Origin of the sequence: Bavariicoccus seileri WCC 4188 (assembly GCF_000421665.1) — a bacterium.
GTDB classification, from domain to species: Bacteria; Bacillota; Bacilli; order Lactobacillales; family Aerococcaceae; genus Bavariicoccus; species Bavariicoccus seileri.
The window spans coordinates 1-25,352 of the sequence record NZ_ATXL01000007.1 but is presented as its reverse complement, the minus strand read 5'-3'; the positions used below and the strand labels follow the sequence as shown (position 1 = coordinate 25,352).

22 protein-coding genes, 1 tRNA gene and 1 pseudogene are annotated in these 25,352 nt (G+C 38.2%); 11 read left to right on the top strand and 13 right to left on the bottom strand.

Features of this window, described 5'->3' with window-relative positions; translation table 11 throughout:
- Window positions 1-85 precede the first annotated feature (85 nt).
- Window positions 86-838 carry a DUF554 domain-containing protein gene (locus H541_RS0102675; protein WP_022795805.1) on the top strand — a complete coding sequence of 251 codons (753 nt, stop codon included), beginning with the start codon at window positions 86-88 and terminating at the stop codon, window positions 836-838.
- Here the strand turns inward: H541_RS0102675 and H541_RS0102670 are convergent.
- Window positions 814-1,137 carry a HesB/YadR/YfhF family protein gene (locus H541_RS0102670; protein ID WP_022795804.1) on the bottom strand — a complete coding sequence of 108 codons (324 nt, stop codon included), beginning with the start codon at window positions 1,135-1,137 and terminating at the stop codon, window positions 814-816. The two genes, H541_RS0102675 and H541_RS0102670, sit on opposite strands and share 25 nt — an antisense overlap.
- Window positions 1,138-1,495: 358 nt before the next feature.
- On the opposite strand from H541_RS0102670, the gene H541_RS0102665 reads away from it, so the two are divergent.
- The 3 genes from H541_RS0102665 (at window position 1,496) to H541_RS0102655 (ending at window position 3,489) form a co-directional block, all read left to right on the top strand.
- A tRNA-Ser gene (locus H541_RS0102665) sits at window positions 1,496-1,586 on the top strand.
- A gap of 256 nt (window positions 1,587-1,842) precedes the next feature.
- Window positions 1,843-2,178 (top strand): hypothetical protein, encoded by a 336-nt coding sequence (locus H541_RS0102660; protein ID WP_022795803.1) that lies wholly within the window; start codon window positions 1,843-1,845, stop codon window positions 2,176-2,178.
- A 369-nt stretch (window positions 2,179-2,547) separates the two neighbouring features.
- Window positions 2,548-3,489 carry an acyltransferase family protein gene (locus H541_RS0102655; protein ID WP_022795802.1) on the top strand — a complete coding sequence of 314 codons (942 nt, stop codon included), beginning with the start codon at window positions 2,548-2,550 and terminating at the stop codon, window positions 3,487-3,489.
- A 33-nt stretch (window positions 3,490-3,522) separates the two neighbouring features.
- On the opposite strand, the gene H541_RS0102650 is transcribed toward H541_RS0102655, so the two are convergent.
- A complete protein-coding gene (locus H541_RS0102650; protein WP_022795801.1) occupies window positions 3,523-4,053 on the bottom strand; it encodes a zinc ribbon domain-containing protein in 531 nt (176 codons plus the stop codon).
- A 231-nt stretch (window positions 4,054-4,284) separates the two neighbouring features.
- Here H541_RS0102650 and H541_RS0102645 point away from each other — a divergent pair, with 231 nt between their 5' ends.
- From H541_RS0102645 to H541_RS0102635, 3 genes are all read left to right on the top strand, one after another.
- Entirely contained in the window at window positions 4,285-4,923 is a 639-nt protein-coding gene (locus tag H541_RS0102645) for an NAD(P)H-hydrate epimerase (protein ID WP_022795800.1), read from the top strand.
- Between the two features lie 49 nt (window positions 4,924-4,972).
- Window positions 4,973-6,949: an ABC transporter ATP-binding protein/permease gene (locus H541_RS0102640; protein ID WP_022795799.1), complete on the top strand. Its 1,977-nt coding sequence runs from the start codon at window positions 4,973-4,975 to the stop codon at window positions 6,947-6,949.
- Between the two features lie 71 nt (window positions 6,950-7,020).
- Window positions 7,021-7,767: an FUSC family protein gene (locus tag H541_RS0102635; RefSeq protein WP_022795798.1), complete on the top strand. Its 747-nt coding sequence runs from the start codon at window positions 7,021-7,023 to the stop codon at window positions 7,765-7,767.
- Window positions 7,768-8,035: 268 nt separating this feature from the next.
- Here H541_RS0102635 and H541_RS0102630 read toward each other — a convergent pair whose 3' ends face one another.
- The 6 genes from H541_RS0102630 to H541_RS13490 form a co-directional block, all read right to left on the bottom strand.
- A complete protein-coding gene (locus H541_RS0102630) occupies window positions 8,036-9,043 on the bottom strand; it encodes an RnfABCDGE type electron transport complex subunit D (RefSeq protein ID WP_022795797.1) in 1,008 nt (335 codons plus the stop codon).
- Window positions 9,043-10,362 carry an electron transport complex subunit RsxC gene (rsxC, locus tag H541_RS0102625; RefSeq protein ID WP_022795796.1) on the bottom strand — a complete coding sequence of 440 codons (1,320 nt, stop codon included), beginning with the start codon at window positions 10,360-10,362 and terminating at the stop codon, window positions 9,043-9,045. The genes H541_RS0102630 and rsxC overlap by 1 nt, the downstream gene beginning before the upstream one ends.
- Before the next feature lie 235 nt (window positions 10,363-10,597).
- The gene (locus H541_RS0102620) at window positions 10,598-11,332 is read right to left on the bottom strand and encodes an amino acid ABC transporter ATP-binding protein (RefSeq protein ID WP_022795795.1); all 735 of its coding nucleotides are present in this window, start codon (window positions 11,330-11,332) and stop codon (window positions 10,598-10,600) included.
- Complete coding sequence (locus H541_RS0102615; RefSeq protein ID WP_022795794.1) at window positions 11,332-12,762, bottom strand: amino acid ABC transporter substrate-binding protein/permease; 1,431 nt, start codon at window positions 12,760-12,762, stop codon at window positions 11,332-11,334. Before H541_RS0102615 ends, H541_RS0102620 begins: the two co-directional genes overlap by 1 nt.
- 174 nt (window positions 12,763-12,936) lie before the next feature.
- Window positions 12,937-14,628 (bottom strand): ABC transporter ATP-binding protein, encoded by a 1,692-nt coding sequence (locus tag H541_RS12475; protein ID WP_205617798.1) that lies wholly within the window; start codon window positions 14,626-14,628, stop codon window positions 12,937-12,939.
- Window positions 14,625-14,765 (bottom strand): hypothetical protein, encoded by a 141-nt coding sequence (locus tag H541_RS13490; protein WP_205617797.1) that lies wholly within the window; start codon window positions 14,763-14,765, stop codon window positions 14,625-14,627. Before H541_RS13490 ends, H541_RS12475 begins: the two co-directional genes overlap by 4 nt.
- Window positions 14,766-14,894: 129 nt before the next feature.
- On the opposite strand from H541_RS13490, the gene H541_RS0102605 reads away from it, so the two are divergent.
- Window positions 14,895-15,233, top strand: coding sequence for an ArsR/SmtB family transcription factor (locus tag H541_RS0102605; protein WP_022795793.1), 339 nt, complete (start codon window positions 14,895-14,897; stop codon window positions 15,231-15,233).
- Window positions 15,234-15,273: 40 nt separating this feature from the next.
- Here H541_RS0102605 and H541_RS0102600 read toward each other — a convergent pair whose 3' ends face one another.
- Both H541_RS0102600 and H541_RS0102595 read right to left on the bottom strand, forming a co-directional pair.
- The gene (locus H541_RS0102600) at window positions 15,274-16,215 is read right to left on the bottom strand and encodes a magnesium transporter CorA family protein (RefSeq protein WP_022795792.1); all 942 of its coding nucleotides are present in this window, start codon (window positions 16,213-16,215) and stop codon (window positions 15,274-15,276) included.
- A gap of 276 nt (window positions 16,216-16,491) precedes the next feature.
- Window positions 16,492-19,152: a cation-translocating P-type ATPase gene (locus H541_RS0102595; protein ID WP_022795791.1), complete on the bottom strand. Its 2,661-nt coding sequence runs from the start codon at window positions 19,150-19,152 to the stop codon at window positions 16,492-16,494.
- Window positions 19,153-19,572: 420 nt separating this feature from the next.
- Here H541_RS0102595 and H541_RS0102590 point away from each other — a divergent pair, with 420 nt between their 5' ends.
- On the top strand, window positions 19,573-19,761 hold the full coding sequence (locus tag H541_RS0102590) for a CsbD family protein (RefSeq protein ID WP_022795790.1): 189 nt from the start codon (window positions 19,573-19,575) through the stop codon (window positions 19,759-19,761).
- A gap of 160 nt (window positions 19,762-19,921) precedes the next feature.
- On the opposite strand, the pseudogene H541_RS13585 reads toward H541_RS0102590, so the two are convergent.
- Both H541_RS13585 and H541_RS0102580 read right to left on the bottom strand, forming a co-directional pair.
- Window positions 19,922-20,281 (bottom strand): annotated as a pseudogene (locus H541_RS13585) (DUF871 domain-containing protein).
- A gap of 71 nt (window positions 20,282-20,352) precedes the next feature.
- Complete coding sequence (locus tag H541_RS0102580) at window positions 20,353-20,811, bottom strand: PTS transporter subunit EIIC (protein WP_276202754.1); 459 nt, start codon at window positions 20,809-20,811, stop codon at window positions 20,353-20,355.
- A 224-nt stretch (window positions 20,812-21,035) separates the two neighbouring features.
- On the opposite strand from H541_RS0102580, the gene H541_RS0102575 reads away from it, so the two are divergent.
- On the top strand, window positions 21,036-22,163 hold the full coding sequence (locus H541_RS0102575) for a helix-turn-helix domain-containing protein (protein ID WP_022795787.1): 1,128 nt from the start codon (window positions 21,036-21,038) through the stop codon (window positions 22,161-22,163).
- 124 nt (window positions 22,164-22,287) lie between these two features.
- Here the strand turns inward: H541_RS0102575 and H541_RS0102570 are convergent, their stop codons facing one another.
- Window positions 22,288-23,721, bottom strand: a complete 1,434-nt coding sequence (locus H541_RS0102570) for a 6-phospho-beta-glucosidase (RefSeq protein ID WP_022795786.1) — start codon at window positions 23,719-23,721, stop codon at window positions 22,288-22,290.
- Between the two features lie 602 nt (window positions 23,722-24,323).
- Here H541_RS0102570 and H541_RS0102565 point away from each other — a divergent pair.
- Window positions 24,324-25,214: a MurR/RpiR family transcriptional regulator gene (locus H541_RS0102565; RefSeq protein ID WP_022795785.1), complete on the top strand. Its 891-nt coding sequence runs from the start codon at window positions 24,324-24,326 to the stop codon at window positions 25,212-25,214.
- Window positions 25,215-25,352 lie beyond the last annotated feature (138 nt).

The window sequence follows — 25,352 nt, the reverse complement described above, 5'->3', positions numbered from 1 at the left end:
GACTGATTGTAGGAAGATAGGGGTATGACACTATCCTTGTCATACCCCTATCTTGCAAAGAAATAAAATAATTTGGGAGAAAAAAATGGTTGGTTTAGGAACAATAGTGAACGTGGCAGCTATCATCATTGGAAGTATTATCGGTTATTATATCAATGACCGGTTTTCAAAAACACTGCAAGAATCTCTTATGACAGCCATCGGGGTGGCACTTTTAGTCATAGGGATTAGTGGTGTAATCGTCCGGATGTTGCGTGTTTCAAACGGCAGGTTCGATACTCAAGGAACCATGCTACTTATCTTAAGTTTAGTTATCGGGACACTTTTAGGTGAATGGTGGCAAATTGATCTGACGATGGCCAAATTAGGGACCATTATTCGCCAAAAAATGATTTATTTTAGAAAAGATTTAGACCACTCAGATAACCTTTTTATAGATGGCTTTGTTTCGGCTACGCTCATAACCTGTATAGGGGCAATGGCTGTAATTGGTTCTCTACAAGATGGCTTGACAGGTGATAGTGCAATGTTACTTTCAAAATCACTACTCGACCTTATCACTTGCATCGTTCTTTCTGCAAGCTTGGGCATTGGGGTCCTTTTTTCGGCCTTGCCAGTCGGAGTTTATCAAGGAACCCTGACACTACTAGCTTATTGGCTATCACCATTCTTAACCGCCCAATTAATTAGCGACCTCTCATTAGTTGGCTCTGCTTTAATCACTGCACTAGCTCTCAACTTACTTTGGGAACAAAAAATACGAGTAGCAAATATGCTACCCGCTCTACTTGTACCAATCGTATATAGTCTTATTCAATTTTTAGTTGAAAAACTATAATCGTTCCCGTCTTTTAGATAATGATAGACAGGTTCTTGTTTTTTTTCATCAAATTCGATTGCCAAATCATGACCTTCAAAAAACCATTCGTCAGCCTTTTCAATAAAGAAAGGAATATCGTCATGATATTGAATCAATAAAGGATCATTTGGTTCAAAAACTTCAACCGCTAACGAAAAGCCATCATGAATAGGACTTTTCCCATAAACTTTTCCTAAAAATCGAACACCTCTACTCGGGCTTATTCCCATTTCACTTTCGTACCATTTCACTGCTTCGTCAGAAATTGTTAGTTTCATCTCATAACCCTCCAAATAATCTTCTTGCGTTTTCGTCCTAAACATTTTTTACCTTAACATGTTATCGCGAACCAGTTATCGCGCTAATATTTATCAGCTTTCAGTGAACTTATCTTCACTTCACCTACATCTATAGCTTAGCATATAACTATTAGTTAGTTGTTTCAACTTAATTGCTTTTCACCCCATTAACCCAATAATAATTAACCTAGGTCCAACAAACACAGTGATTGAAGTCGTCTTATTTCAAGTAGATGACTAAAAACAAGCACAAAGTCATGCTTGAATTTCTGTCTAAAATCTCTATAATTAAATTGTTGTGAGAAATGACCTCACAGCTCAATATACGTGATACTTTGGAGAGTTACTCAAGCCCGGCTGAAGAGGACGCACTCGAAATGCGTTAGTCGTATCAAATACGCGCAGGGGTTCGAATCCCCTACTCTCCTTTATTTATATCTATTATTATGACAATAAGTAAACTTTTCATTTTGCACCAAGAATTTATCTGGGTGTTTTTTTTGAGTACATTTCTTTATGACATGATGTTTTAGAATGCTCATTAAACCTTTAAGGCACCGAAGACGGTTACGTTTCCAATTTAATACCTATCAAGCTAATTACTGTTAATTGTGGCATACTATTCTTTATAATCAAGGTAGGCGTTAAAGGTGAATCGCTTTAAAATTAAAAGGAGGAACTGTTTTGAAAACAATTGCAGACTTATTATCATTAAAGCACACAACCAACGACACTTATGACAATGAGTACAAACATCTCATCCGCGTTGGCGAAGAGGCTATCATCAATTCTGATGAACCAGCAATCGCCACTATTTTAAAAGATTACGATAAGGAAGCTCAAGTTTTCTTTTTACTTCAATTAGGCAGTTATGTTGAACGGATTTTAGGCTTAAAAGTGGCTGATTTGATTACTCAACTTCCTGATGATTTGGTTAATCGTGTTAAGCATGAACATGAAGCAGATATCGAACCACGTGAATACTTTGTAACTCTTGTTGAAAGAGAGCATAAAGATTAATATTCAATCATCTGACTTATAATCCATAACTGTATAAGGAGTTGTGATATCATTTATCACAACTCCTTTTGTCATGTATAAGTTTCTCCCATGTATAACTCTCTCATGTATAACACTCTCAGTATCACTCTATCAGTATAGCTTTCTCTAATAGATAATCTCTATATCTTCTCTATTCTAAATCAATCTACTTTACTAGGATTTCTAACCACTCAGAAATTCTTGAGAAGTCTCAAGAATTCTCTAAAAGTCTCAAAAATTCTCTAGAAATCTCTATAAGTTCTAAACAGTTCTATCCCTGCTTCAGTTAAGGTACAATACTTTTAGAGAGACATTACTAGAATGACACTGTTGTCGGAGGTTATTTGGATGCGGTATAGATGGTTGGATTACGCTCGTGGCCTAGGGATTATGTTTATAGTTTTAGGTCATACTGCCCCTCCTATGAAAGATTATATTTTTTGGTTTCACGTCCCCTTATTTTTTATATTAAGTGGGTTCACTTTTCGGCTACGTGACAATGAAAGTTTTATCACTTTCTTCAAACGAAAGTGTCGTAGTTTAATTTATCCTTACTTTTCATTTGGAATACTCGCTATACTATTGTATTGGTTGGTCAGTGGGGAATCCATTACTGCCTTGCCCACATGGTTCTTCAGTCTTTTATTTGGGACAAATATTGATATTACTGTTCTAGCAGCCTTTTGGTTTATCACAACTTTATTTTTTACCCAACTTCTACTCTTTCTCTTGATCAAATGGCTGCCCAAAAAAGGTGTGATTATTCTCTCCCTGATTGCTTATGCTTCTTTCTATGAGATCAATGACATCTTAGCAGATACGAATATTTTATGGGCATTGAACTTGGTTCCTATCGCGACGATTTATGTTGTCTTTGGTTATTATTCAAAGGATTTTTTGAAGAAAAAAGATGCTTCTTTAGCAACCTGGCTGTCTTTATTCGTCCTAGCTTTTTTACTGTTTGACTTACTTGCCCCTTATCATTTTCAATTCGACATGCGTGCTTTGACCGCCAATAGTATCGTCTTATCTTTGGTTATTCCCATCGCCATCAGTGTTTTAATCATCAAACTATGTCATTTTTTAGAACCGTTTGAGCTGACACTTTTAGCACACATGGGGCAAAATAGTCTTGTTATCATGTTGACACACTATATTTTCATTGAGTGGTTGAGACTACATGATATCTCGAGCTGGTGGTTGAGTTTTTTGATTGCTTTTACAGCATCATATCTTTTGAGTGAACTAATCGCTTCTACCCCTATCAAAAAAATACTCTTGCGTCTCTGACCTTATTGTCGTCCGCAAGAGTATTTTGAATAATTATGTTTTTGTCACAAATTGATGGTGGCAGTTAGAACAAGTCACTTTTATATTTCCTTTTCCTCGTGGAGCTCGCAATTTTTGATGGCATTCTGGACACTCAAAATAGGCAAATCGGCGCCAGTCGTTAATTCTTTTGAAAAGAATTTTGGTCTTATACTGGATCATTTTTTTGAACCGAATAAAAGCTGTTGCCTCTTTCACTCGTTGATAACTATTCTTGGATAAAAACCGATAGTATGCGCCTATAATGATAAGCATTGCTATACTATTAACCACCCAAAAATTATGCCTAATGTTCAACATAAAAATGATCAATCCTAACGCTAACAGGAATTGATTTAATGAGTCAAATCTACCATAACGGTCACGCATAAAGATAATGACCCAATTTTGAAACTTTGCGATCCAACCCTCTTTTGAGGGTTTACTATCAACTGGATCCTCATATATTACGCTATCTTCCGTTTGATGTGATTTTCTTTTAATCTGATCAATCATAGTCATGATCCATTCCTTGACCTTGTTCATCTTTTTACTCCTAATCTAGTCATAGTGTTTATCCGTTTCACTACATCTTTGTCATTATTCACTCTTTTTAGTATAACAAGTTTTTGGAATATCTGATATGAATATGGTGTTTAAAGTTCTCTTAATATTTGCAGAAAACCTTATGTAATAACTGACTTGATACATTATAATCAGTATCATACAATTAGCAATATGATATCACTATCGTCTGTTTTAGAAAGGAGAATACAAATGGCACTTTCACGTTATCTTTCTGTATCTGCTATTACCTCAGCAGAAAAGTACACAATCGAAGAACTTGGGATTTCGGCTATCGTTTTAATGGAACGCGCAGCTCTTGCTAGTTATGAGGAATTGAGTTTCACGTTTGATATGACACACGTGTTGATTGTTGCTGGAAACGGTAATAATGGTGGAGATGGCTTAGCACTTGCCCGTCTTTTGAAAGAGAAAAACATACCCGTTAGTATCTGCTGCCCAGGTGGTAGTAATCATGGGAGTGACCTCTTTAAAGAGCAACTACTTATCACCGAAAAACTGCATATCCCACAAATCGACTTGCAGGATCTAGACGATCTTTCACCCTACACCACTATTGTTGATGCTATTTTTGGGATCGGTTTAGACCGTGATATTATCGACACCTATGCGATTGCTATCCATCAGATCAATGCTAGTAACATTCCTGTCTTCTCGATCGATATCCCATCTGGCATCGCTGCTGACTCTGGTGAGATACTTGGGACAGCCATTAAGGCAAAAACGACCTTATGCTTACAATTCGGTAAAAATGGGTTGCTACAGTATCCGGGAGATGTCAATGCCGGTGATGTTCGGATCGCCCCTATTGGTATCTGGTCCCGCCCTTAATGCTCTAATACCTTTACTACAAAAACAATGACTCATAGAAGGAGAACACATGTCTTACCTCTCAATTAAAAATCTAAATAAATATTATAAAATAACAAACCAACCTGATTTTCACGTTTTAAAGTCTATTGACCTTGATCTTGACAAGGGAGAGCTTGTTTCGATCATCGGTGAATCTGGTAGTGGTAAATCAACTCTGATGAATGTCATTGGGGGTCTTGACTCCGATTTTTCTGGAGATGTTGTGGTTGGTGGCGACAATATCGCTAACTTTAGCCAAAAAGATATGGTTCTTTATCATAAGAAAAAAGTTGGATTCGTCTTTCAAAGTTTCAACCTCGTTTCTCATCTTAGTGTCTTAGAAAATGTCAGTCTCGCAATGACACTCTCTAATGTCTCCAAAAAAATCAGACAAGAACGGGCAAAAGAACTATTAGAAGTTCTTGGACTAAAAGAACAGCTCCACAAAAAACCAAATCAACTGTCTGGTGGTCAAAAACAACGTGTCGCTATTGCTCGTGCTCTGATTAACGACCCTGATGTGATTATTGCTGATGAGCCCACTGGAGCACTTGATTCTAAAACAACCGAACAAGTGTTAGATATTCTTGAGTCCATCGCTGCTGATGGCAAGCTCGTTATCATGGTCACTCACTCTAGCCGAGTCGCACAACGGTCCAATCGCGTTATTACGATTGCTGATGGACAAATCAAAAAAGACGAAACTTTTGAAAGGCACTTCAAAAAAGGATTTCATGTGGCTGCCAAGGCTGATCAAACTGTTAAGCAACTTTCTTTGTTTTCAGCGATTAAATTGGCACTCCTCAATATGAAGGAAAAACTTTCTCGTAATATTTTAATTGCTTTAGGAAGTAGTATTGGCATTATGAGTGTGGTTTTAATGCTTTCTCTAGGAAAAGGTGTTAACGACTATCTTAACGACCAAATGCAAAAGAATGTCAATCCCACTATTGCAGAGGCACAAATGCCAGTGGAAACGTCAACTAGTAATGGCGATGACGAGCAACCAGATTTAGCTGGACCGACTAGCAAACCCTTTGCTCAATCTGACCTCGATAAACTAGCAACCATCGACCACGTGACAGAAGTCAGCAAAGCCTACTCTAATTTTTCATTTGGTGGATCTGCATTGACCTATGGCGACCAATCCTATTCCTTTATGAATTTCTCTACGATTTCTGCCATCATCTCACCAAATGATATCGTAGCTGGAGAGATGCCAGATGATCAAACGATTATGGTAAATCAATCCTTAGCGGAAAAAATCAATCAAGATGATCCTGATAGCCTCGTTGGACAGACGGTTTCCATGGTCCTAACGGTTGATACTAAACAAATCACAGGAGACTTCAAGATCAGTGGAATCTACAATCCAAATGGCCCATCAGCTGGCATTGCTGGCGCCCTTGATAGTGTCCAATTTACATATGACCACTTGAAAAAGCTCTATGAAGATAATGGACTCGAGCTTGAACCAAATGCTGCTTACTTAGTCGTTGATGACCGGCAACATACGGATCAAGTCAAACAAGATATCAAATCCCTTGGATATAGCGGCGGGGATGCTGATATCTTAGCAGACACCTTCTCCCAAATGATCGATATTTTCACATATGTCCTGACAGGCGTTGCAGGTATCTCACTGGTTGTCTCAGCTATCATGATTTTGACTGTCATGTATATTTCTGTCGTTGAGCGAACACAAGAGATTGGGGTTATGAAAGCCATCGGAGCTCGCAAGAAAGACATTCGACGTATTTTTGTGAGCGAAGCTTTTCTAATCGGCCTATTTGGCGGCCTAATCGGTATCGGTGTAGCACTATTGTTAACGGTGATTGGGAACAACCTTATTATGGACTTGTTTGACACGACTATCTTGCATCCGACACTCGCCTACCTTTTATTTGGTATAGGTATCAGCATTTTTATCAGTATGATAGCTAGTTTGATCCCAGCGTATTCAGCTAGTCGTCTCGATCCAGTAGATGCTTTAAGACATGACTGATAGCGTGAATTTTGCTTGTTAACCTCAATCTATATTATACTGTAACTAACGAAAGGATGATCAAAAGTGCTATGAGCCCTAACAAATCAGACCAGAAAAATAAAAATCCGCGCCACATGTCTCCTTATACCTACAAGCCCTGGGGATATGTCAGGCATTATATTTTAGACTATACTCCAGGAATGCGTGTGTTCAAAACGGTGATTGGTTTGATCATTACGCTCGTAATTGGTTATTACAGGTCATCCGATACGCCTTTTCAAGCAGCTGTAGCAATGGTCGTTTGCTTAAGACCGAGTTTAGGCTCAACGAAAGAAGCCGCTCTTAACCGAGTGATGGGAACGCTGATAGCTGGTATTTATGCTTATCTCTTTGTTACGATTTTTGAATCTTGGTTACTAATCAGTACCGATTCATTACTCTACTATCTGTTAGTTGGTTTTTTTGGTTTGCCATTGATGATTTTCATCATCAAGATTAATAAAACCGGTGCTACTATAATTTCGGTCATCGTTTATTTGATTATTTCTCTGAACAATCAAACAGATGTCTCACCAATTCTATTTGCAACTGAAAGAGTTATTGAAACACTAGTTGGTATCGCCGTTGCCGTTTTTGTTAACTGGTTGCCACAATTGAACCAATTGGAACATTTTTTGAACCAAATGAAATGGCAAGATCGTCGCCGGTTTTATATCACTAAAAATAAGCCGTATATTGAAAATGGTTCGTCACAAACTAGTGATGATCTAACTGATAGCGAGGATAAAACCTCAGACAAGTCTACAACAACTAAAAATCAGTCTAAGAAAAATTAAACTCCCATTTTTTATACCCACATCTTTTAGGCTTGCGTCTCTTTTGCTTGCGTCTCTTTTGTTTATATCTCTTATGCCTACGTCTTCTATGCACACCTTAAAGATATAAACATGACACTACCGACAAAGATGTCATACAAAGATGTCATTATGAGAATAACTGCAAGATGCAATTGTGACGACAACTAAAAAGATATAACGACAACTAAAAAAAACAGGGGTGGTCCCCCACTACTGTTTTTTGTAATCTATATTAGCAACCCTAGTGTTAAGTCAGTTCATGGCTAACACTTTTTTTATGCCCATAAATTCTTGGGGCGAACCATTTATCCAACAAGGGTACTGAAGCGTTCATTACTAAGACAGCAATACCTGCGCCACCCGGTAAATTCAACAGCATCCGTATAAGACCTGTCAATAAGCCACACCCTATTCCAAAGACTTTCTGACCATTAGGAGTCAATGCTCCAGAACTATAATCAGTAGTCATAAAAACGGCTACAAATGTCGCTGAACCTGACAAGAGATGCGTCAGCATGAATTGCAGGTCAAACCCTTTTTCTGAGAAGAAAGCAACTGTAACCATTAGAGTTGCCATATACAGTAATGGAATCCATGGATTGATAATTTTTTGAAAAATGAGATAAAGCATTGCTAGTAATAATGCCAATTTACAGGTTTCGCCAACTGGTCCACCCAAGTTGTGTCCTATAAATAATTCCCATAAGCTAGGTGTGCCTGCTGGGACACTACTAGCAAAGTGACCAATAGATTCTAAGGGTGTAGCTGTTGTCACTACATCTTGACTTGGTGTCAATGGCAATACCCAATTAGTAATCCAAGGAGAAAAGAATAATTTCAAACTCACACGGGCCGCAACTGCGGGGTTAAAGGGATTCTTTCCGATACCACCAAATGGCATCTTAACAAGTAAAATTGCTATTGCTGATCCGATCACAATAGTGAATAGCGGTGCTGTGACCGGTAAACTCAAACCAATCAATACTCCCGTCACAACAGCACTGAGATCATTGATCCTCAACGTATCCCGCTTGATATAAACGTACAACCACTCAAAAAAGACAGAAGATGCAGCGCCCACTAAGATCATTAGAATGACCCGTAATCCAAAGTAGTAAACCCCTGCTGCGGCTGGCAAGCATAAGGCTAGTAAAACCTTGGCCATGATCGTATTCGTTTTATTTCGAGTGAAAAAGTGTGGTGAAGGACGTTTATTGAAAGCCTCAAAGCGTTCTTCCAGTGTTTTATCAGTCATCACTTTGCCCCCTCTAAAGCCCTAATGGCTGATTTTGCCTTTCTGATATCGCCTAATAAATCAATATGTGCGGGACAAATATAACTACAGTTACCACATTCAATACAATCAAGAGCGCCCAGCTCTTTTGCTCTTTCAATATCCCCATTGCGATAAGCTTCGCTGATCAAGATTGGTTGTAAACTAACTGGACAAACATTTAAACATTCGCTACAGCGAATACAAGGTTCCTCGGGATCAAACTGACTTTCCTCTGGTGTAAGGGCAATCACACATGAAGTCCCCTTTAAAATCGGATTGTCCGGGTGATTGAACAATCTCCCCATCATGGTACCACCATGAATCATTTTATAGGTATCATCTTTCAGACCACCACATTGTTCAAGAAGGGTTCTTAGTGGCGTCCCAATTCTTACTCTTAAGTTCTTTGCAGTCTTGATGCCACCGCCAGTCACAGTCGTTATCCGTTCTACTGATGGCTTACCTAAGACAATGGCTTCATAAATGGCATACAAGGTCGAGACATTAATGACTACTGTATGAACATCTGCAGGCAGTTGCCCTGGAGAGACCTCCCGACCCAGAACTGTTTTGATTAGCGTTTTTTCTGCTCCTTGAGGATACAGTGTTGGTAATTCCTCAATACTGATCTCTTGATGGTTTTTGATCGCGTGAGACATATTTCGAACACATTCATGCTCATTTCGTTCGATCGCAATATAGCTATGCTTTAACCCAGGATACACCTTTTCAAGGACCAATAACCCGTCAACCAATTGTGCCGAATAAGCCATCATCACACGATAATCACTAGTTGAGTAGGATTCACACTCTGCTCCGTTAACAATGATTGTATCGATTGTGCTCGCATTTTTGGGGGATAATTTGATATCAGTGGGAAAAGTTGCGCCACCCATCCCAACGATTCCAGCATCCCTAACGCGATCAATAATAGTCTGAGCATCACTCAAACGCCAATTGATTGGTGTGGCAAAGTCTTCGGTGTAGTTATGGTCATTCTGGACTACAACTGTTTTTTCCCGACCATTAACAGTTGTATGCTCTCTTATGGCAATCACCTCGCCAGAGACACTTGAGTGGATATTGGCGGAAATAGGGCCACTTTTTTTACCCAGTAGCGTACCTACTTTCACCTGATCGCCCACCTCTACAACTAAATCTGCCGGCTTACCAATATGCATACTCAGAGGGAAATAGTACAATTCACTCTCTGCGGCCTCCTCGATAGGCAATTCCGCAGTTCTCTCTTTCCTAACTGGTGGATCAATCGTCTTTCTTCCTACTTTGAATGATAGCATTAACTCATCTCCTAACTGAAAACGCACGGTAACAGGATAACATCATATGGTAAATCTTCCGTACAAAATACTGTTTTGGAATCATTACTATTATTTTTGTGAAATAGTAGTCTAACTATAATTATCATATCTATAATAATAAAAAAAGTAAACAATCGCCATAGTCGAAGTATGGCAATCATTTACTTAATAGTCACTCTAACTTTTTTTTTGTTAAGGTCCTATCAAACCCTTTTTAGAGGACCTTATCTAAGAAGTCTTTGGTTCTTTTTTCTTTAGGATTACTAAATATTTCACTTGGTTTTCCTTGTTCTACAATATAACCGCCATCCATGAATAACACACGGTCCGCTACTTCTCGAGCGAATCCCATTTCATGAGTCACGATTACCATGGTCATCCCATCATTGGCTAGTTTTTTCATGATGTTCAACACATCGCCAACCATTTCTGGGTCAAGAGCACTTGTTGGTTCATCAAAAAGCATGATATCTGGTTCCATCGCTAATGCACGAGCAATAGCCACCCGTTGTTTTTGACCACCTGACAACGAACGCGGATAGGCATCAGCTTTATCAGCCAAGCCAACCGTTTCCAATAAATGATGGGATTTTTTCGTATTTTCCTCTTTAGACCCAATCCCTAGGGTATCCGGAGCTAATGTAATATTTTCCGTTACTGTCAAATGTGGGAACAAGTTGAATTGTTGGAACACCATCCCGATTTTACGACGCGTTTTGTTGATGTTTGTTTTGGGATCAGTAAGGACCCAACCATCAACTTCTACTTCTCCACCAGAGATATCTTCTAAGCGGTTCAAGCAACGCAAGAAAGTACTTTTACCAGAACCAGATGGTCCGATTACACAGACAACTTCACCTTCAGTGATTTCAATATCGATGCCCTTTAAAACTTCATTGGTCCCGAAAGTCTTTTTAAGGTCCTTTACAGTCACTATAGTCTTAGTCATTACTTCAATCTCCTTTCAAGCCTGTTGGAAATAAAGGTTAAGATCGTGATGACAATGATATACATGATACCTATAATCATCCACATATTACCAGATGCATACGTTCTAGCAATGATGATCTTACCTGTTTGTGTCAACTCAACTAAGCCAATAACTGAAAGGATAGACGTATCCTTCAAGGTCGTTACAAATTGGTTGATAAATGACGGTACCATGATTCGAATCGCTTGTGGCAAGATGATTTTTGACATTGCTGGGCGATACGGCAACCCTAAGCTTCGAGCGGCTTCCATTTGTCCGACCGGCACGGCATTGACACCACCTCTAAATATCTCACCCATGAAGGCACCAGCATTCAAACTCAGTGAAATGATACCTGCTGCAGTAGACCCTAATTTGATGCCAAACATACTTGGAATCCCAAAGTAAACGAAGAAGGCTAATACAATCATTGGTAACCCTCTAAAGATACCTGTATAAACAACGGCAATGCCGTTTAAAATCGTATTTCTTGAAATACTCATAAAGCCAATCAACATCCCAATGATTAACGAGAATATGATTGAAACTAAGGTAATCAGTAGTGTTTTACCAAGACCATTCAATAATTGTTGCCAATTCGCTTTGATTAAGCCAAAGAATGAATTATCTGCTTTTTCTACTGTTGCATCTTCCCCAATGTACTTGTTGAGGATTTCTTCAAATTCACCGCTAGCTTGTAAGTTAGCTAACCCATCATTGAACATTTGCAATAGCTCAGCATTTTCACCCTTAGAAACGGCAAATCCTAAATCAGATTTTGCTTCTTCTGTATCCGTTGGTATCTCAAGATCTAAGCCTTGAGATTTGATAGCATAAGCCATAACAGGCGTATCTTCAAAAGCAGCATCAGAGTTTCCAGCCAGGACGTCTTCGTACATATTGGCTGAATCTTCAAACGTCGTTATTTTCAGATTGTACTCATCTTTGATCGAATTAACAAAGTCTGCACCCGTCGTCCCTGTTTTTACTGAAACAGTCTTGCCATTCAAATCATCATATGACTTGATGCCAGAATCTTTCTTAACAGCAAACGTGGTACCAGCACTGTAATAAGGATCTGAGAAATCAAATGATTGCTTTCTTTCATCCGTGATACTCATACCAGCAATAACACCATCAACTTGCTTAGCCTCTAATGCTTGAACAGCAGCATTAAAACCAAGTGGACGGATTTCGATTTCAAACCCTTGATCCTCAGCTATTGCACGGATAAGATCCATATCTATCCCAACATATTCACCATTATCTTCGTACTCAAATGGTGCATACGTGGTATCAGTTGCAATAATGTATTTCTTCTCATCTGCAGAAGCTTGATGAGACGAGGTCACTAGAAAGAAAGCTAACAATGCCATGACCATACTTATAATCGATAATCGATTTTTCATGAAGTGCACATCCTTTGTTTTATTTATAAACCACCTAATAAGATACTCCTAATTTATGACTTAGGTTATTAGAATCAATCACATTAAAATACTCTCATAATTTAAAAATCTTTGCAACCCACATCTACCACAACTTGTTATTTTAACTCACATAAAAAGGGCAGTTTTGTTAGACTAGGCGCGGACTTGATGAGGTTGACTATTTTTTGTAGCGTCTGCTCCTGTAAGAGGTCCACTTGGTCCTAATCCCATCACATCATCTCGATTATAAAGATGATAATAATAAGCTCTCTTGTCCATTAACTCCTGATGAGTGCCATGCTCAATAATACCACCTTCGGTCATCACATAGATGACGTCTGCATCCTGAACAGTTGTCAAACGATGGGCAATGGTGATTGTCGTTCTGCCAAGTGCCAATTTTTCAAGAGAAGATTGAACAATTAATTCACTTTGATTATCTAAAGCAGAAGTTGCCTCATCTAAAATAAGAATTGGCGGATTTTTCAAAAACACACGAGCGATAGATAGCCGTTGTTTTTGTCCCCCAGATAACTTGACGCCCCGTTCTCCAATATAGGTGTCATAACCATTTTCAAGACCCAGGATAAAGTCATGTGCACCTGCCAGTTTTGCTGCTGCAACGATTTCTTCTTCAGAGGCACTTTGTTTGCCATAACGAATGTTCTCCCTGACATTACCGGAGAATAGGTAAACATCTTGTTGAACAATACCGATATTATTTCGCAAAGACTTGATGGTAACATCCCTAATGTCGTGACCATCTACCAAAATAGAGCCAGCAGTTACATCATAAAAACGCGGAATCAAGTTACAAATGGTCGATTTTCCTGCTCCACTAGGACCAACAAATGCAATTTTTTGCCCTTTCTTGACCTCTAAGGAAACTTTATCAAGCACTTTGTTATCATGACCCGGATAAGCAAAACTGACATGATCAAACGTGATATTTCCCTCTGTTTTTTTGATGATAGCCGCGTTTTCTTTATCATAGATATCTGATTCAGTCGCCATAACCTCGTGGAATCTTTCGATTCCGGTCATTCCTTTTTGAAATTGCTCTGTAAACTCAACGATTCGCTTTATTGTTGCAAATAATAGGTTCACATACATGATAAAGACTAGTAGATCACCCGGGTCCATACTACCAATCATCATTAAGTAGCCACCGCCGACCAAAACAACTAAGTACATCAGACCATCAAACGTCTTTGTGATCGTTTGAAATCCGGCCATTGCCCGATAGAAATGACGCTTGATAAATAAGAAATGTTGGTTGTCTGCCTCAAACTTTTGCTTTTCAACGGATTCGTTAGCAAAACTTTTCACCACTCTAATTCCTAGCAAAGAGTCCTCAATGTTAGCATTCAAATACCCGACTTGTTGACGTTGTTCTTGTTGTGCTCGCCTCATCTTATGCCTGAATCGGGTAGCCGACCAAAACATGAGAGGAATCAGCGCAAATAAAATGAGGGTCAAAGGCAACTGAATACTTCCCAGTACAATTAAGGAGACTACCAATTTGATAAATCCGATAAAATATTCTTCTGGACAATGATGAGCAAACTCTGTGATATCAAATAAATCGTTGGTCAAGCGAGACATCAGTTGACCAACCTTATTCTCGTTATAATAGGCATCAGGTAAAGACTGCAAATGGTTGAAGATATCACTCCTCATATCCGTTTCAATCTTCGCACCCATCATGTGACCAACATTCGTCATATAATATCCAGCTGCCACTTCAATGATTTTCATCAGCGTATAGATTATGGCTAATTGGGTAACAAATGACAGTGTTACCTGTTGAATGGGATTCTGAGCACGATTTGTTAGTTGCCTCAATAAAATTGAATTGGCAACCCCATCTCTGCCACCGTAGTCAGCGCTGCACAAGCTAAATCTAAATAGAGCGTAGCCTGATATTTTTTAAAATATGGGAATACGATTGAAATCAATTCTTTCGACGATTTTTGCTCCATGACAACTCTTTTCCTCCACATCGATCAACAAATTTTTCATCTTTAGTTATTTTAGTGTAAAATAGTAATTGTTCCGATTTACATCTATATGATGTCGAATTGTACTATTATTTTTAGGGAGTTTTACGTATGAACGACATAGATAAAAATACCATTGATAAAGGTACTATTAATAAAATTGCTATTGATAAAGATACTATTAAACGAGCTACACAACTATTTAAAGCTCTAGGTGATCAAACACGCTTGTCGATTGTCACGCTACTTTTGACAAAAGAATGGCGTGTATCTGACTTACAAAATGCTTTAGGAATGGAACAATCCGCTGTTTCCCATCAGTTGAAGACCTTAAAAATAGCCCGACTTGTCAAAAGCAGACGCAAAGGCAAGTCCGTCTACTATAGCCTAGATGATCAACATGTCATAGACCTATTGCACGGTGTTTATAATCACTTGACAGAGGACTAATTGCGACTAAAAGCAAAAACTAGTCATAACTACTGTATCACTACATCCATTTATTGCGACGTAACCATATTGCTAGAAGAATTGAAATGATAAATGAGATGATGACCACGATATGAAAGCCATTGATTGTCTGAGCGAATGGCACACCGTCATTAGAAACATTCATCCCATAAAACCCTGAAATAATGGTTGGTATAGCCATGACAACAGTGATGGATGTCATAAATTTCATGATATTGTTCAAGCTGATATCGATCAATGTTGAAAGCAATTCTCTCGTATTCCCCATAATATTTCGATAAATTGACGCCATCTCTATCGCTTGCTTGACCTCCAAGAAAACGGCAGAGAATAAGTCTCTTTCATAGGAGATCATTCGTTTTGGCAGACTCAACTTCAGTTCATTCAACACAACCTCTAAAGAACGCAATGACGTTTCAAAATAAACAATAACAGATTCCAATTGGTGCGCTTTAATCACATCGTTTTTTGATGTATCACTCGCACCTTTATTTTCTAGATTCAACCGTTCATGGTCTATCTGACGCAAAAGCCGTTGATATTGGTTGATGATCGTTAATACAATCTTAAGGACTAGGACCTCCGTTGTTTCTTTAGCATCTAATACCAAACGTTCTCTTGTAGCCTCATCAAAAAGATCATGATCAACTGTAGTGGCTGTTACAACACGATTCCCAACAACTGAGATTGACAACGGCACCGTATTATAATCCATGAGATCATTCCCACCAAGTTTCGCTGGAATATCGACAATGATGTACTTATTATCCTCAAGTGCTACCATTCGTGAATACTCTTCATCATCTAAAACATAAGCCAAGTGCGTAGGATCTATGCCTAATTCTGTCGCTACATTTTCGAGATCACCTAGAGTTGCATGGGTCAAATTTATCCAATTAGCTTCGCTTTTTTCGGTCACAGCCGTCACTGCTTTATCCGTACACTTATAAAATTCTATCATATTTTTATATACTCCATTTATTAGTTTACGACCTACATCACTAATTAGTCATGGTCTTATCTTACTATATATCGTCATTCTTTCAAAATATCAAAAGAAACTAGCCTGCAACCTGCTTCTCATGGTTGTTCAGCCAGTTTCTTTTTTCTATCATATTTTTTTATTCAGTTCTTTTACTCGGTTCTTTTACTCAGTTCTTTTATTCAGTTTTCTATTCGCTTTTTCTCTTCAGTTATTTTCTAGTAAACAATTATTCCAACAATTTACTTTCTCGCATCAATTAAAGTTGATTACTTTTTTTAGTAGCATCACTACAATTGTTGAAATAGCTGCTGCAACAAAGATTGCTACCCACGTAATCAACCCAATTGGAGCGGTTCCCAATACAGCATTCATAAATGGTAGATATACAGCAAGCATTTGTAACACTACAGAGAGTAGCAAGGCAAAAACCAATGCTCTATTTTTAAATAGTGACTTATCAAAGCCGAAACTATTTTGTTTACGAACGTTAAAAATATGCATTAATTGGCCAATAGCCATAAATGTAAATGTAGCAGTTTGAGCGTAGATCAACTGGTAATTATTTGCCATCAGGACTGTAAATAAGCCAAAAGCAGTTAAACCAATCACAGATCCACTGAGTATGATACGGCCCAAGAATAGTTTATTGACTAAGCTCTCTGACCGTGATCTTGGGTTTCTCTCCATCAGGTTTGCTTCTGCCGGTTCAAATGCCAAAGACATTGCTGGAGCAATATCAATCACTAAGTTCAAGAAAAGTATATGTAGTGGTTGAATTGGCATTGGCAGTAAGAAGACGACACTGAGTAAAATGGTAATGATCTCGACCATATTACATGAAAATAGAAATGCGACGTATTTTTTAATATTATCAAAAATAATACGTCCTTCTTTAATAGCGTCTACAATCGTTCCAAACCGATCATCCGTCAGAATCATATCAGAAGACTCTTTGGCTACTTCAGTACCTCTGATCCCCATAGCAACACCAATATCCGCACCGTTTAGCGCTGGTGCATCATTGACACCATCACCCGTCATTGCTACCACTTCGCCTTGCTCTCTTAAAGCTCTGACGATTTGCAGTTTATTCTCAGGTGACACACGCGCAAATACTGCTGTTTCTCTGACTTGTTCTTCAAATTCTGGTGTATCAACTGCATGATCAATCTCGCGACCAGTCATCGTTTTTTCATAATTCTTAAGACCAATATCTCTTGCAATGATTGAGGCGGTCTTTGGATGATCACCAGTGATCATTTTAACTTGAATCCCTGCGGCTTGAGATAGTGCAATTGAATCAAAGACATCGGTTCTTGGTGGATCAATGATTCCTACCAAGCCATTCAGACTCAAGTTATCCAGTGAATCCTTCAGTTCAGTATCCTCTATACTACCTTGATAGTCTGAGATACTAGCAATTGCAATAACACGATGCCCATTTGCAGCAATCTCCTCGTTAGCAGATTGCCATTTTTGATAGGTTTCATCGGTATGTACAGAGAGATCCATCAATACATCTGGAGCTCCCTTCATGATCAGAGTCCTTTTGCCGTTATCGTGATCATAAACCGAGACCATAAATTTATTTTCGGAATCAAAAGGCAACTCTGCGACTTTCTCCCAGTTATCTTCTTCAAGATGACGTCTTCTAAGACCAACTTTCGCCCCAAAAACCACGAGTGCCCCATCTGTAGGATCGCCGACGATATCATACTGATCGTCACTTTGCTTCAATTGGGCGGTATTACATAGCACACCGTCACGAATTAGCTCGATCAAATCCTCATTGTCATTCGGATCAATCTCTTTGCCGTCTTTTTCAATAGAACCAACTGGCTCATAACCATTACCAGACACCTCGAAATGATCGCCATTAGCAAGAACGACCTCGACAACAGTCATTTGATTTTCAGTCAGAGTTCCTGTTTTATCACTACAGATAATACTTGTAGACCCTAACGTTTCTACTGCTGACAAGGATTTAACTAATGCCTTATGCTCAGCCATCGTTTTCATACCACGTGATAAGGTGATTGTCGATACAGCTGGCATTGCCTCAGGTATAGCGGCAACAGCTAAAATGATTGAAATATGAGCCATTTCGGTAAACGGCTGATTAGTCAATGTCCCAGCAATTAATACAGCAATACCAGCGATCAAAGCTACAATAATCAAGGCTTTCCCTAACTTGTCTAGTTCTAAATCAAGCGGCGTCTTATCACCACCACTATTAGTCAACATACCACTAATTTTACCAACTTCAGTTTTCATGGCAGTTTCAGTGACAACAACATAAGCACTCCCGCGCGTCACAGCAGTACCAGCAAAGACAACATTACGCCGATCTCCTAAAGGAATCTCGTCATCATAAGTCTCGCGCCAACTCTTCTCAACAGCTTCTGATTCACCTGTCAAAGCTGACTCGATACAAGCAAAATTACGACTAGTGATTATCCTACCATCAGCTGCAATAGCATCACCCTCTTCGAGGACCATAATATCGCCTGGGACTAACTCACTTGACTTGATCTGCTCAACATCACCATCTCTGATGACTTTTGACGTCGTGTAGATCATACTTTGCAATGAATCCACAGACTTTTGAGCCTTTAACTCCGTAAAGAAACCTGTCAATACCGCTAACGCAACTGCAATCAATACAGCGATACCTTCAACAGTTTCCCCCATCGCGAACGATAAAATCGCTGCTGCTAATAATAGATAGACAATCAAATTATTTAAATTATGCCATAAAAGATCCCAAGCAGATTTGGACTTCTGTTGCGTGATAGAATTCGGACCATACTCCTCAAGTCGCTCGTGAGCCTCCTCAGTTGTTAACCCACTCTTTTTGTCTGAATTAAACATTTCTAATGCCTCATCGGCAGTTTTTTGATAAAAATCTGTCATAAATAGCCTCCTTCGAATTTTCTTTACCAGTTTTACTATGAGAAAATACTTATAACTGATAAACACTAGTATTATTAAACAACGGGTTATGACAACATTCTAACTATCTTATCCTTAAAACTTACAATAAGTTGAAGTTAAAGCTATTTGACTAGCCTCTTGTCATAGCCTCTTGTTTAATAGTCACCTAATCCTGTGGTAAATATTACCTTTCTTTGTCTTATTACTAGACACAAACCTCCTCCTAAATTCATTTAGCAATTCATCTCCTTATTTTATAGTAACAGGTTACGTTACCGTGGTAAAATAATCTGTTTAGATACCCTTACAATTCATCAAAATCGTATTGTTAGAGTTTTGATATCGTTGGCGGTACACTGATAGTAGGAAATAAAATACTACTAGAAAGAAGGAGATATTATGGCAGATGAAACAAAACACAAATTAGATGGCTTGAAAGATAAAGTATTCGGTAAAGTTGAAGAAGAATACGGTAAATTGACTGATGATGATAAGAAGAAAATCGAAGGTCGTGCCAAACAATTAGGCGGAGACATCAAAAAGGCTGCTGCTGAAATTGTTGAAGAATTAAAGGGCAAGAAACAATAAGACTTGATTTAACGAAAAATGTCGAACCCTACATTTGGGTTCGACATTTTTGTCTCTAATTTTTCATCACTGTTTTTGTCTCTGTTTTTAGTTATTACGGATTAGAATCTCTAGAGTAGCTGTCCTATCAGGACTCATGACCCCTACTACTAATGTTCCTTTACCTATTTTGCACTTCTACACGAAAGTCAGTGTATGGTTTCAAAGCTTTCAACAAAACTTTGCTACCTTCTGTCAGTTTTCCCAAGTGGTTGATACGCGTGTCTCCTGGCCTATTTCTAAGTGCCAGTTGGATTTCTCCTATATACTAAGCATACTGCTCATTCAAAAGTAGCACATCTCCAAAGATGATTGGCTCTCCATTATTATTTTCTGGGACACCTTCTTCGTAATAGTAATAGCGCGTCACCGATGATCTGACCATATAATTTGAACGGTCTCCACGATAGGAATGCTGATTTTCAAAAAGGATGCTCTTCTCTATTGGCAGTAAATTATCACGTGGTATGATTTCTAGCACTGTTTCTTGTCTCTTAAATGTCTCACTAGCTTTTTTAAGCTCTTCTTCGCTGGCATAAGCATTCCCAATGATTATATCGAGACGACTAGTCCAAGTGTCGCTCCTTGTCCACCAAATCCTGTCCCACAGGCAAGTCCTACAACAGAAAATAGTACATATGGCATGGGTTGACCAGCTGTATAGGCCGTAATATTGGCAATTGAATTGGCCATCACGATTGGAGTAATCACACTATAGACCACTTGGGGATGAATCCCAAAATACCAGAATAAGTTTGCTAACGATAGGATCAAGATCAAGGATAAGGGTGAACCAACAATATCTTGTAGTGGCACTTGGATAATCCCAGAAATGAAAGAAAAGATGTCTCCAAAATTTGACAAGATTGGTGCAAATTTGAACAAGAGTCTAATCAAGAATACGATGATTAAGATACCACCAGCTAAAAATGACGGACTTAATGATTCCGATACGTTTGTCGGCACACTGGATGGTAATTTAACGACAAAATTTTTGTGGAAAAAGCGGATAATTCAGTGCCACTTGTAATGGATCCCTCATTTAGTAAGATAATGAGTAACAACGATTTGATTACTTCCAGTGATCTATTGACCACTTCAAGCGCTTATACACCTATCTAATGATTCTTTTTTTGCACTTGATTGATCAATTTCATTTTACGATATAAAGCGCTTTCTTTATATCACTATTTTTAGTATTATAGTATTATTATTAGATGTCTGGAGGCATTGTTATGACAACTACTGATAAAATAGCTGCATTGACCCACTTTATTACAGAGCCATTTGCCGTTTATCAAGATAGAATCCGTGTTTATCAAAGTTCCAAGATGGAATCTGTTTTGACCGATAAAGCGACAGCAGATATCCTGTCTACAGCATCCCTTACTCATATTGCTCTGATTTCTTCCTATAAAACCTATCTCTTTGTCGTTTCCGCTAGCACCAAGGACACCACTTACACCTTACTTATCCATTCAGATATTCCTGTCGAAGAAGATGAAAAAACAATTGCTGAAATAACAACTGAAGAACAGTTTCAACACTTACAAAAAACCTGTTCAATTGCCGCTAGTATTTTAAGTTGTAACGATGCACTTCCTGTAAAAAGTGTGACCTTCAAAAAAACAGAGAATACTAAAAGACAACAACCAACTCAACTTCGGACAGCATTACCAGACATGGTCTCAGAACAATTAGATTTCACAGATAACTACGAATTAGAGAAAATATTTTTCAAACAATTAAAGTCTGGCAATTACGTTGCAATCCAAAATATATTGAAGAACATCCTGAAAGTGAATACCTCAAAACTGGCTGAAGATGATTTGACAAGCAAAAAATATCGATTGATATGCTTCATCGCCTTATTGACACGTGAGGCCATTAAAGATGGTTGTCCTGCAACAATCGCTTATCGCCTATCTGATCGCTTGATCCGCCAAATCGATAAAATTCAAGGAGTCCACGATATTAGACCTTTCCTGAATAACGTCGTCACCGATTTTTCCTTGTTGATCAAGAGTCACCAGTACCGCTATAAATCCGTTATCGTCAATAATGCTATTGAATTTATCTATCGCAGCCTATACCACGACTTCAATAATGAAGACATTGCCACTGACGTGTCTGTCAATGCAGCTTATTTATCATCCCTGTTTAAACGTGAAACTGGCCATTCTCTTAAAAAATTTATCCATCAAGCACGGATAAATGAATCGAAATACCTGTTAGCTAATACAGACCTCTCCCTTAAAGAAATTGCTGAACAACTTCACTTTAGTAACCAGAGCCATTTTTGTAAGATTTTTAAACAAGAAGCAAATTATTCCCCAAAAGAATACCGCATCTTATTTACCTGATAGGTAGATAGACTACTCATAGATAACTAGAAAAAGAGACGGCGAATTTTCGCCGTCTCTTTTCTAGTTTACTTGTATTTTCACCATATCACCCAAATGAGTTATTTAAGAATGAGCTTAGTCCTTAATCATTACTCAAATCTTCACCATTTGTAGCGATTACTTTTTTATACCAATCAAACGATTTTTTCTTCGTACGTTTCAACGTCCCATGTCCCTCGTTATCACGGTCAACATAGATGAAACCATACCGTTTCTTCATCTCACCTGTCCCCGCAGAAACTAGATCAATACAACCCCAAGTCGTATATCCTAATAAATCGACACCATCTAGTTCTACAGCGTCTTTCATAGCCTTGATATGTTCTGCTAGATAATTGATGCGATAGTCATCTTGAACATAACCATTTTCATCTGGAGTATCCACAGCCCCTAAACCATTTTCAACGATAAATAGTGGTTTTTGATAACGGTCATAAATATCGTTTAAAGTGATTCGTAAGCCTAGAGGATCGATTTGCCATCCCCACTCGCTTGCTTCTAGATATGGATTCTTAACTGATTCAAAGATATTACCGGCAGTCTTTTCTAATAATTTTGGATCTGTTGTAGCAACACGTGATGAATAGTAAGAGAATGATACAAAATCTACTGTATTTTCTTTCAGTAATTCAAGATCCCCATCTCTAATATCCAGTTCTATCCCAGCTCTTTCCAATTTTTTCAGAGCATATTGAGGATATTCCCCACGAGATTGAACATCGATAAAGAAATAGTTTTCTCTATCCGCTTGACGACTCGCCCAGACGTCTTTTGGATTACTGGTATATGGATAGTACGCTCCAGCTGCTAGCATACAACCAACTTTGTTTTCAGGATCTACTTCATGAGCGATTTTTGTTGCGATCGCGGAAGCCAATAATTCGTGATGAGCAGATTGATACTTCACTTGCTCAACATTGTCATCTTCCTCAAAATAAAGACCTGCTCCCATAAATGGAGCATGAAGAATCATATTGATTTCGTTGAAGGTCAACCAATATTTAACTAATCCCTTATAACGATTGAAAATAACATGACAGAGATTTTCATAAAATCCCACTAATTCACGTGAACGCCAAGCACCATACTTTTCAACCAGATGCATTGGACAATCAAAGTGCGTAATCGTTACTAATGGCTCGATACCATGTTTGTGACACTCTTTGAATAAGTCTTCATAAAACTGTAACCCTGCTTCATTGGGTTCTGTTTCATCACCTTTTGGAAAAATACGTGACCAAGCAATAGACAAGCGGTAAGTCTTGAATCCCATCTCACCAAACAAGGCAATGTCTTCCTTATAACGATGGTACATATCGATTGCTTCTTTTGCGGGGTAGAAATGATCATCATCGAAATCAAATGATTTCTTTTGTCCAGTGATGATAGGTAGACGATCCTCGCCGATTGGAACAACATCAACATTCGCTAGACCACGACCATCCTTATCGTAACCACCCTCACATTGATTCGCGGCAGTAGCGCCCCCCCATAAAAAGTCTTTTCTAAATGCCATTTATCTTTCCATCCTCTCTTTTTTATCACTTACAGTTGATAATACCTGAGTTGATAACAACTTAGTTTACAAGTCTATTATCGATTACGTAAACACACAACACAAGTCATATGGTAAAAACTCCAAAAAGATTTACAACTTTTTAACGTCTATTCTCCCTTTTTGTAAACGACATTTGCAAAAAGATGCTTACATGAGCTATTAATTTTTTACTGCCATCAATCTACGTCAATCAAACACTAACATCGTCTCAAACAACGTCAAACAAGCATAAAAGCTCTAAAAACTATTAGAATCGTATGTTCTAGAGTATCAAACGTATTTTTTTTGAGCCACATTTTATAGACCGAGTTCCCTTATTCTAGTATGATAGTACCAATCTAGTATTTATGATGTAGCACTTGGTTGATTGTCACATCGGAGAAAAAATGGAAAAAAATATAAATTGTAGCGATTACAAAATTTACATAAAATACAAATTTTTTCGAAATATATCATCTTATCTGATTATTTTTCACTCCTAGCTACTTATCCCAGAAACGTCTGATAGATAACCTAAACTCAATTTGAAAAACCAATTAAATACTGATTAGGAGGCACTTATGTTACTTCAAGAAAAAATGAGACAGGCTAAATTAGCTCCAGCAGAACGGTCTGTCATCGATTATTTACTACTTTATCCAGATGCTGTGAAACAAGTTACCATCAAACAACTAGCTGATAAAACCTATGTTCACCCTTCTACCTTCATTCGCGTTGCTAAAAAACTAGGATTTGATGGTTGGCTCGACCTCAAATCCGCTTATTTAGAAGAATTGGATTATATCAATAGTCACTTTGGCGACATTGATGCTAACCTACCTTTTTCTTCTAATGATAGTATTATGACTATTGCTCAAAAATTAGCAAAACTCGAACAAACCACTATAGAAGACTCACTCTCCCTCATCCACCACAATAGCCTAGAGCACGCCAAAAAATTGCTACACGAAGCAAATACTATCAAAATATTTGGTAGTAATGTGAATACGCTCATCTCAAGAGACTTCATTCTAAAGATGAGGCGCCTGAAAAAGAACGTTACAATCTCAAACATTGATGGTGAACAAGCTTATGAATCCGTTAATACCGATGAAAAAACCTGTGTCATATTGATTTCTTACACAGGTGAGAATGCTATGATATTAAAAGTGGCTGAGATACTACAAACAACTGGGGCTAAAATGATTGGCATCACTAGCATTGGAGATAATAAACTAACTGAAGCCGTCGATTGCGTCTTAAACATTACAACCAGAGAAAGACTGTACTCAAAAATCGCTAACTTTACAATCAATACTTCCATTTGCTACCTGTTGGATGTCTTATATGCAGTCGTATTTGCAGAAAACTATCACCATAACCTCGATCAATTAATCAAAATTGGGACACGATTTGATACCAGACCTACTACATCGGCGATAATAGCAGAACCCAAATCAAGTTGTTCCTGAAGTGATTAGCTTTGAGCCATAAGACGAGATAGCAGAAAATTTGTAATTTTCTTGCTAGATTGACTTATGGATGAAAAAGCTACTTCAGGAACACGGATTATAAAGTTGTTCCTGAAGTGATTAGCTTTGAGCTATAAG

Coding starts and splice junctions, on each gene's coding strand:
- H541_RS0102595 (WP_022795791.1), bottom strand. CDS start 19,152: ATGACAGATTTTTATCAAAAAACTGCCGATGAGGCATTAGAAATGTTT.
- H541_RS0102565 (WP_022795785.1), top strand. CDS start 24,324: ATGTTACTTCAAGAAAAAATGAGACAGGCTAAATTAGCTCCAGCAGAA.
- H541_RS0102630 (WP_022795797.1), bottom strand. CDS start 9,043: ATGACTGATAAAACACTGGAAGAACGCTTTGAGGCTTTCAATAAACGT.
- H541_RS0102575 (WP_022795787.1), top strand. CDS start 21,036: ATGACAACTACTGATAAAATAGCTGCATTGACCCACTTTATTACAGAG.
- H541_RS0102650 (WP_022795801.1), bottom strand. CDS start 4,053: ATGAACAAGGTCAAGGAATGGATCATGACTATGATTGATCAGATTAAA.
- H541_RS0102605 (WP_022795793.1), top strand. CDS start 14,895: ATGAACGACATAGATAAAAATACCATTGATAAAGGTACTATTAATAAA.
- H541_RS0102670 (WP_022795804.1), bottom strand. CDS start 1,137: ATGAAACTAACAATTTCTGACGAAGCAGTGAAATGGTACGAAAGTGAA.
- H541_RS0102645 (WP_022795800.1), top strand. CDS start 4,285: ATGGCACTTTCACGTTATCTTTCTGTATCTGCTATTACCTCAGCAGAA.
- H541_RS0102615 (WP_022795794.1), bottom strand. CDS start 12,762: ATGAAAAATCGATTATCGATTATAAGTATGGTCATGGCATTGTTAGCT.
- H541_RS0102635 (WP_022795798.1), top strand. CDS start 7,021: ATGAGCCCTAACAAATCAGACCAGAAAAATAAAAATCCGCGCCACATG.
- H541_RS0102620 (WP_022795795.1), bottom strand. CDS start 11,332: ATGACTAAGACTATAGTGACTGTAAAGGACCTTAAAAAGACTTTCGGG.
- H541_RS13490 (WP_205617797.1), bottom strand. CDS start 14,765: ATGGAGCAAAAATCGTCGAAAGAATTGATTTCAATCGTATTCCCATAT.
- H541_RS0102640 (WP_022795799.1), top strand. CDS start 4,973: ATGTCTTACCTCTCAATTAAAAATCTAAATAAATATTATAAAATAACA.
- H541_RS0102600 (WP_022795792.1), bottom strand. CDS start 16,215: ATGATAGAATTTTATAAGTGTACGGATAAAGCAGTGACGGCTGTGACC.
- H541_RS0102570 (WP_022795786.1), bottom strand. CDS start 23,721: ATGGCATTTAGAAAAGACTTTTTATGGGGGGGCGCTACTGCCGCGAAT.
- H541_RS0102590 (WP_022795790.1), top strand. CDS start 19,573: ATGGCAGATGAAACAAAACACAAATTAGATGGCTTGAAAGATAAAGTA.
- H541_RS0102675 (WP_022795805.1), top strand. CDS start 86: ATGGTTGGTTTAGGAACAATAGTGAACGTGGCAGCTATCATCATTGGA.
- H541_RS0102655 (WP_022795802.1), top strand. CDS start 2,548: ATGCGGTATAGATGGTTGGATTACGCTCGTGGCCTAGGGATTATGTTT.
- rsxC (WP_022795796.1), bottom strand. CDS start 10,362: ATGCTATCATTCAAAGTAGGAAGAAAGACGATTGATCCACCAGTTAGG.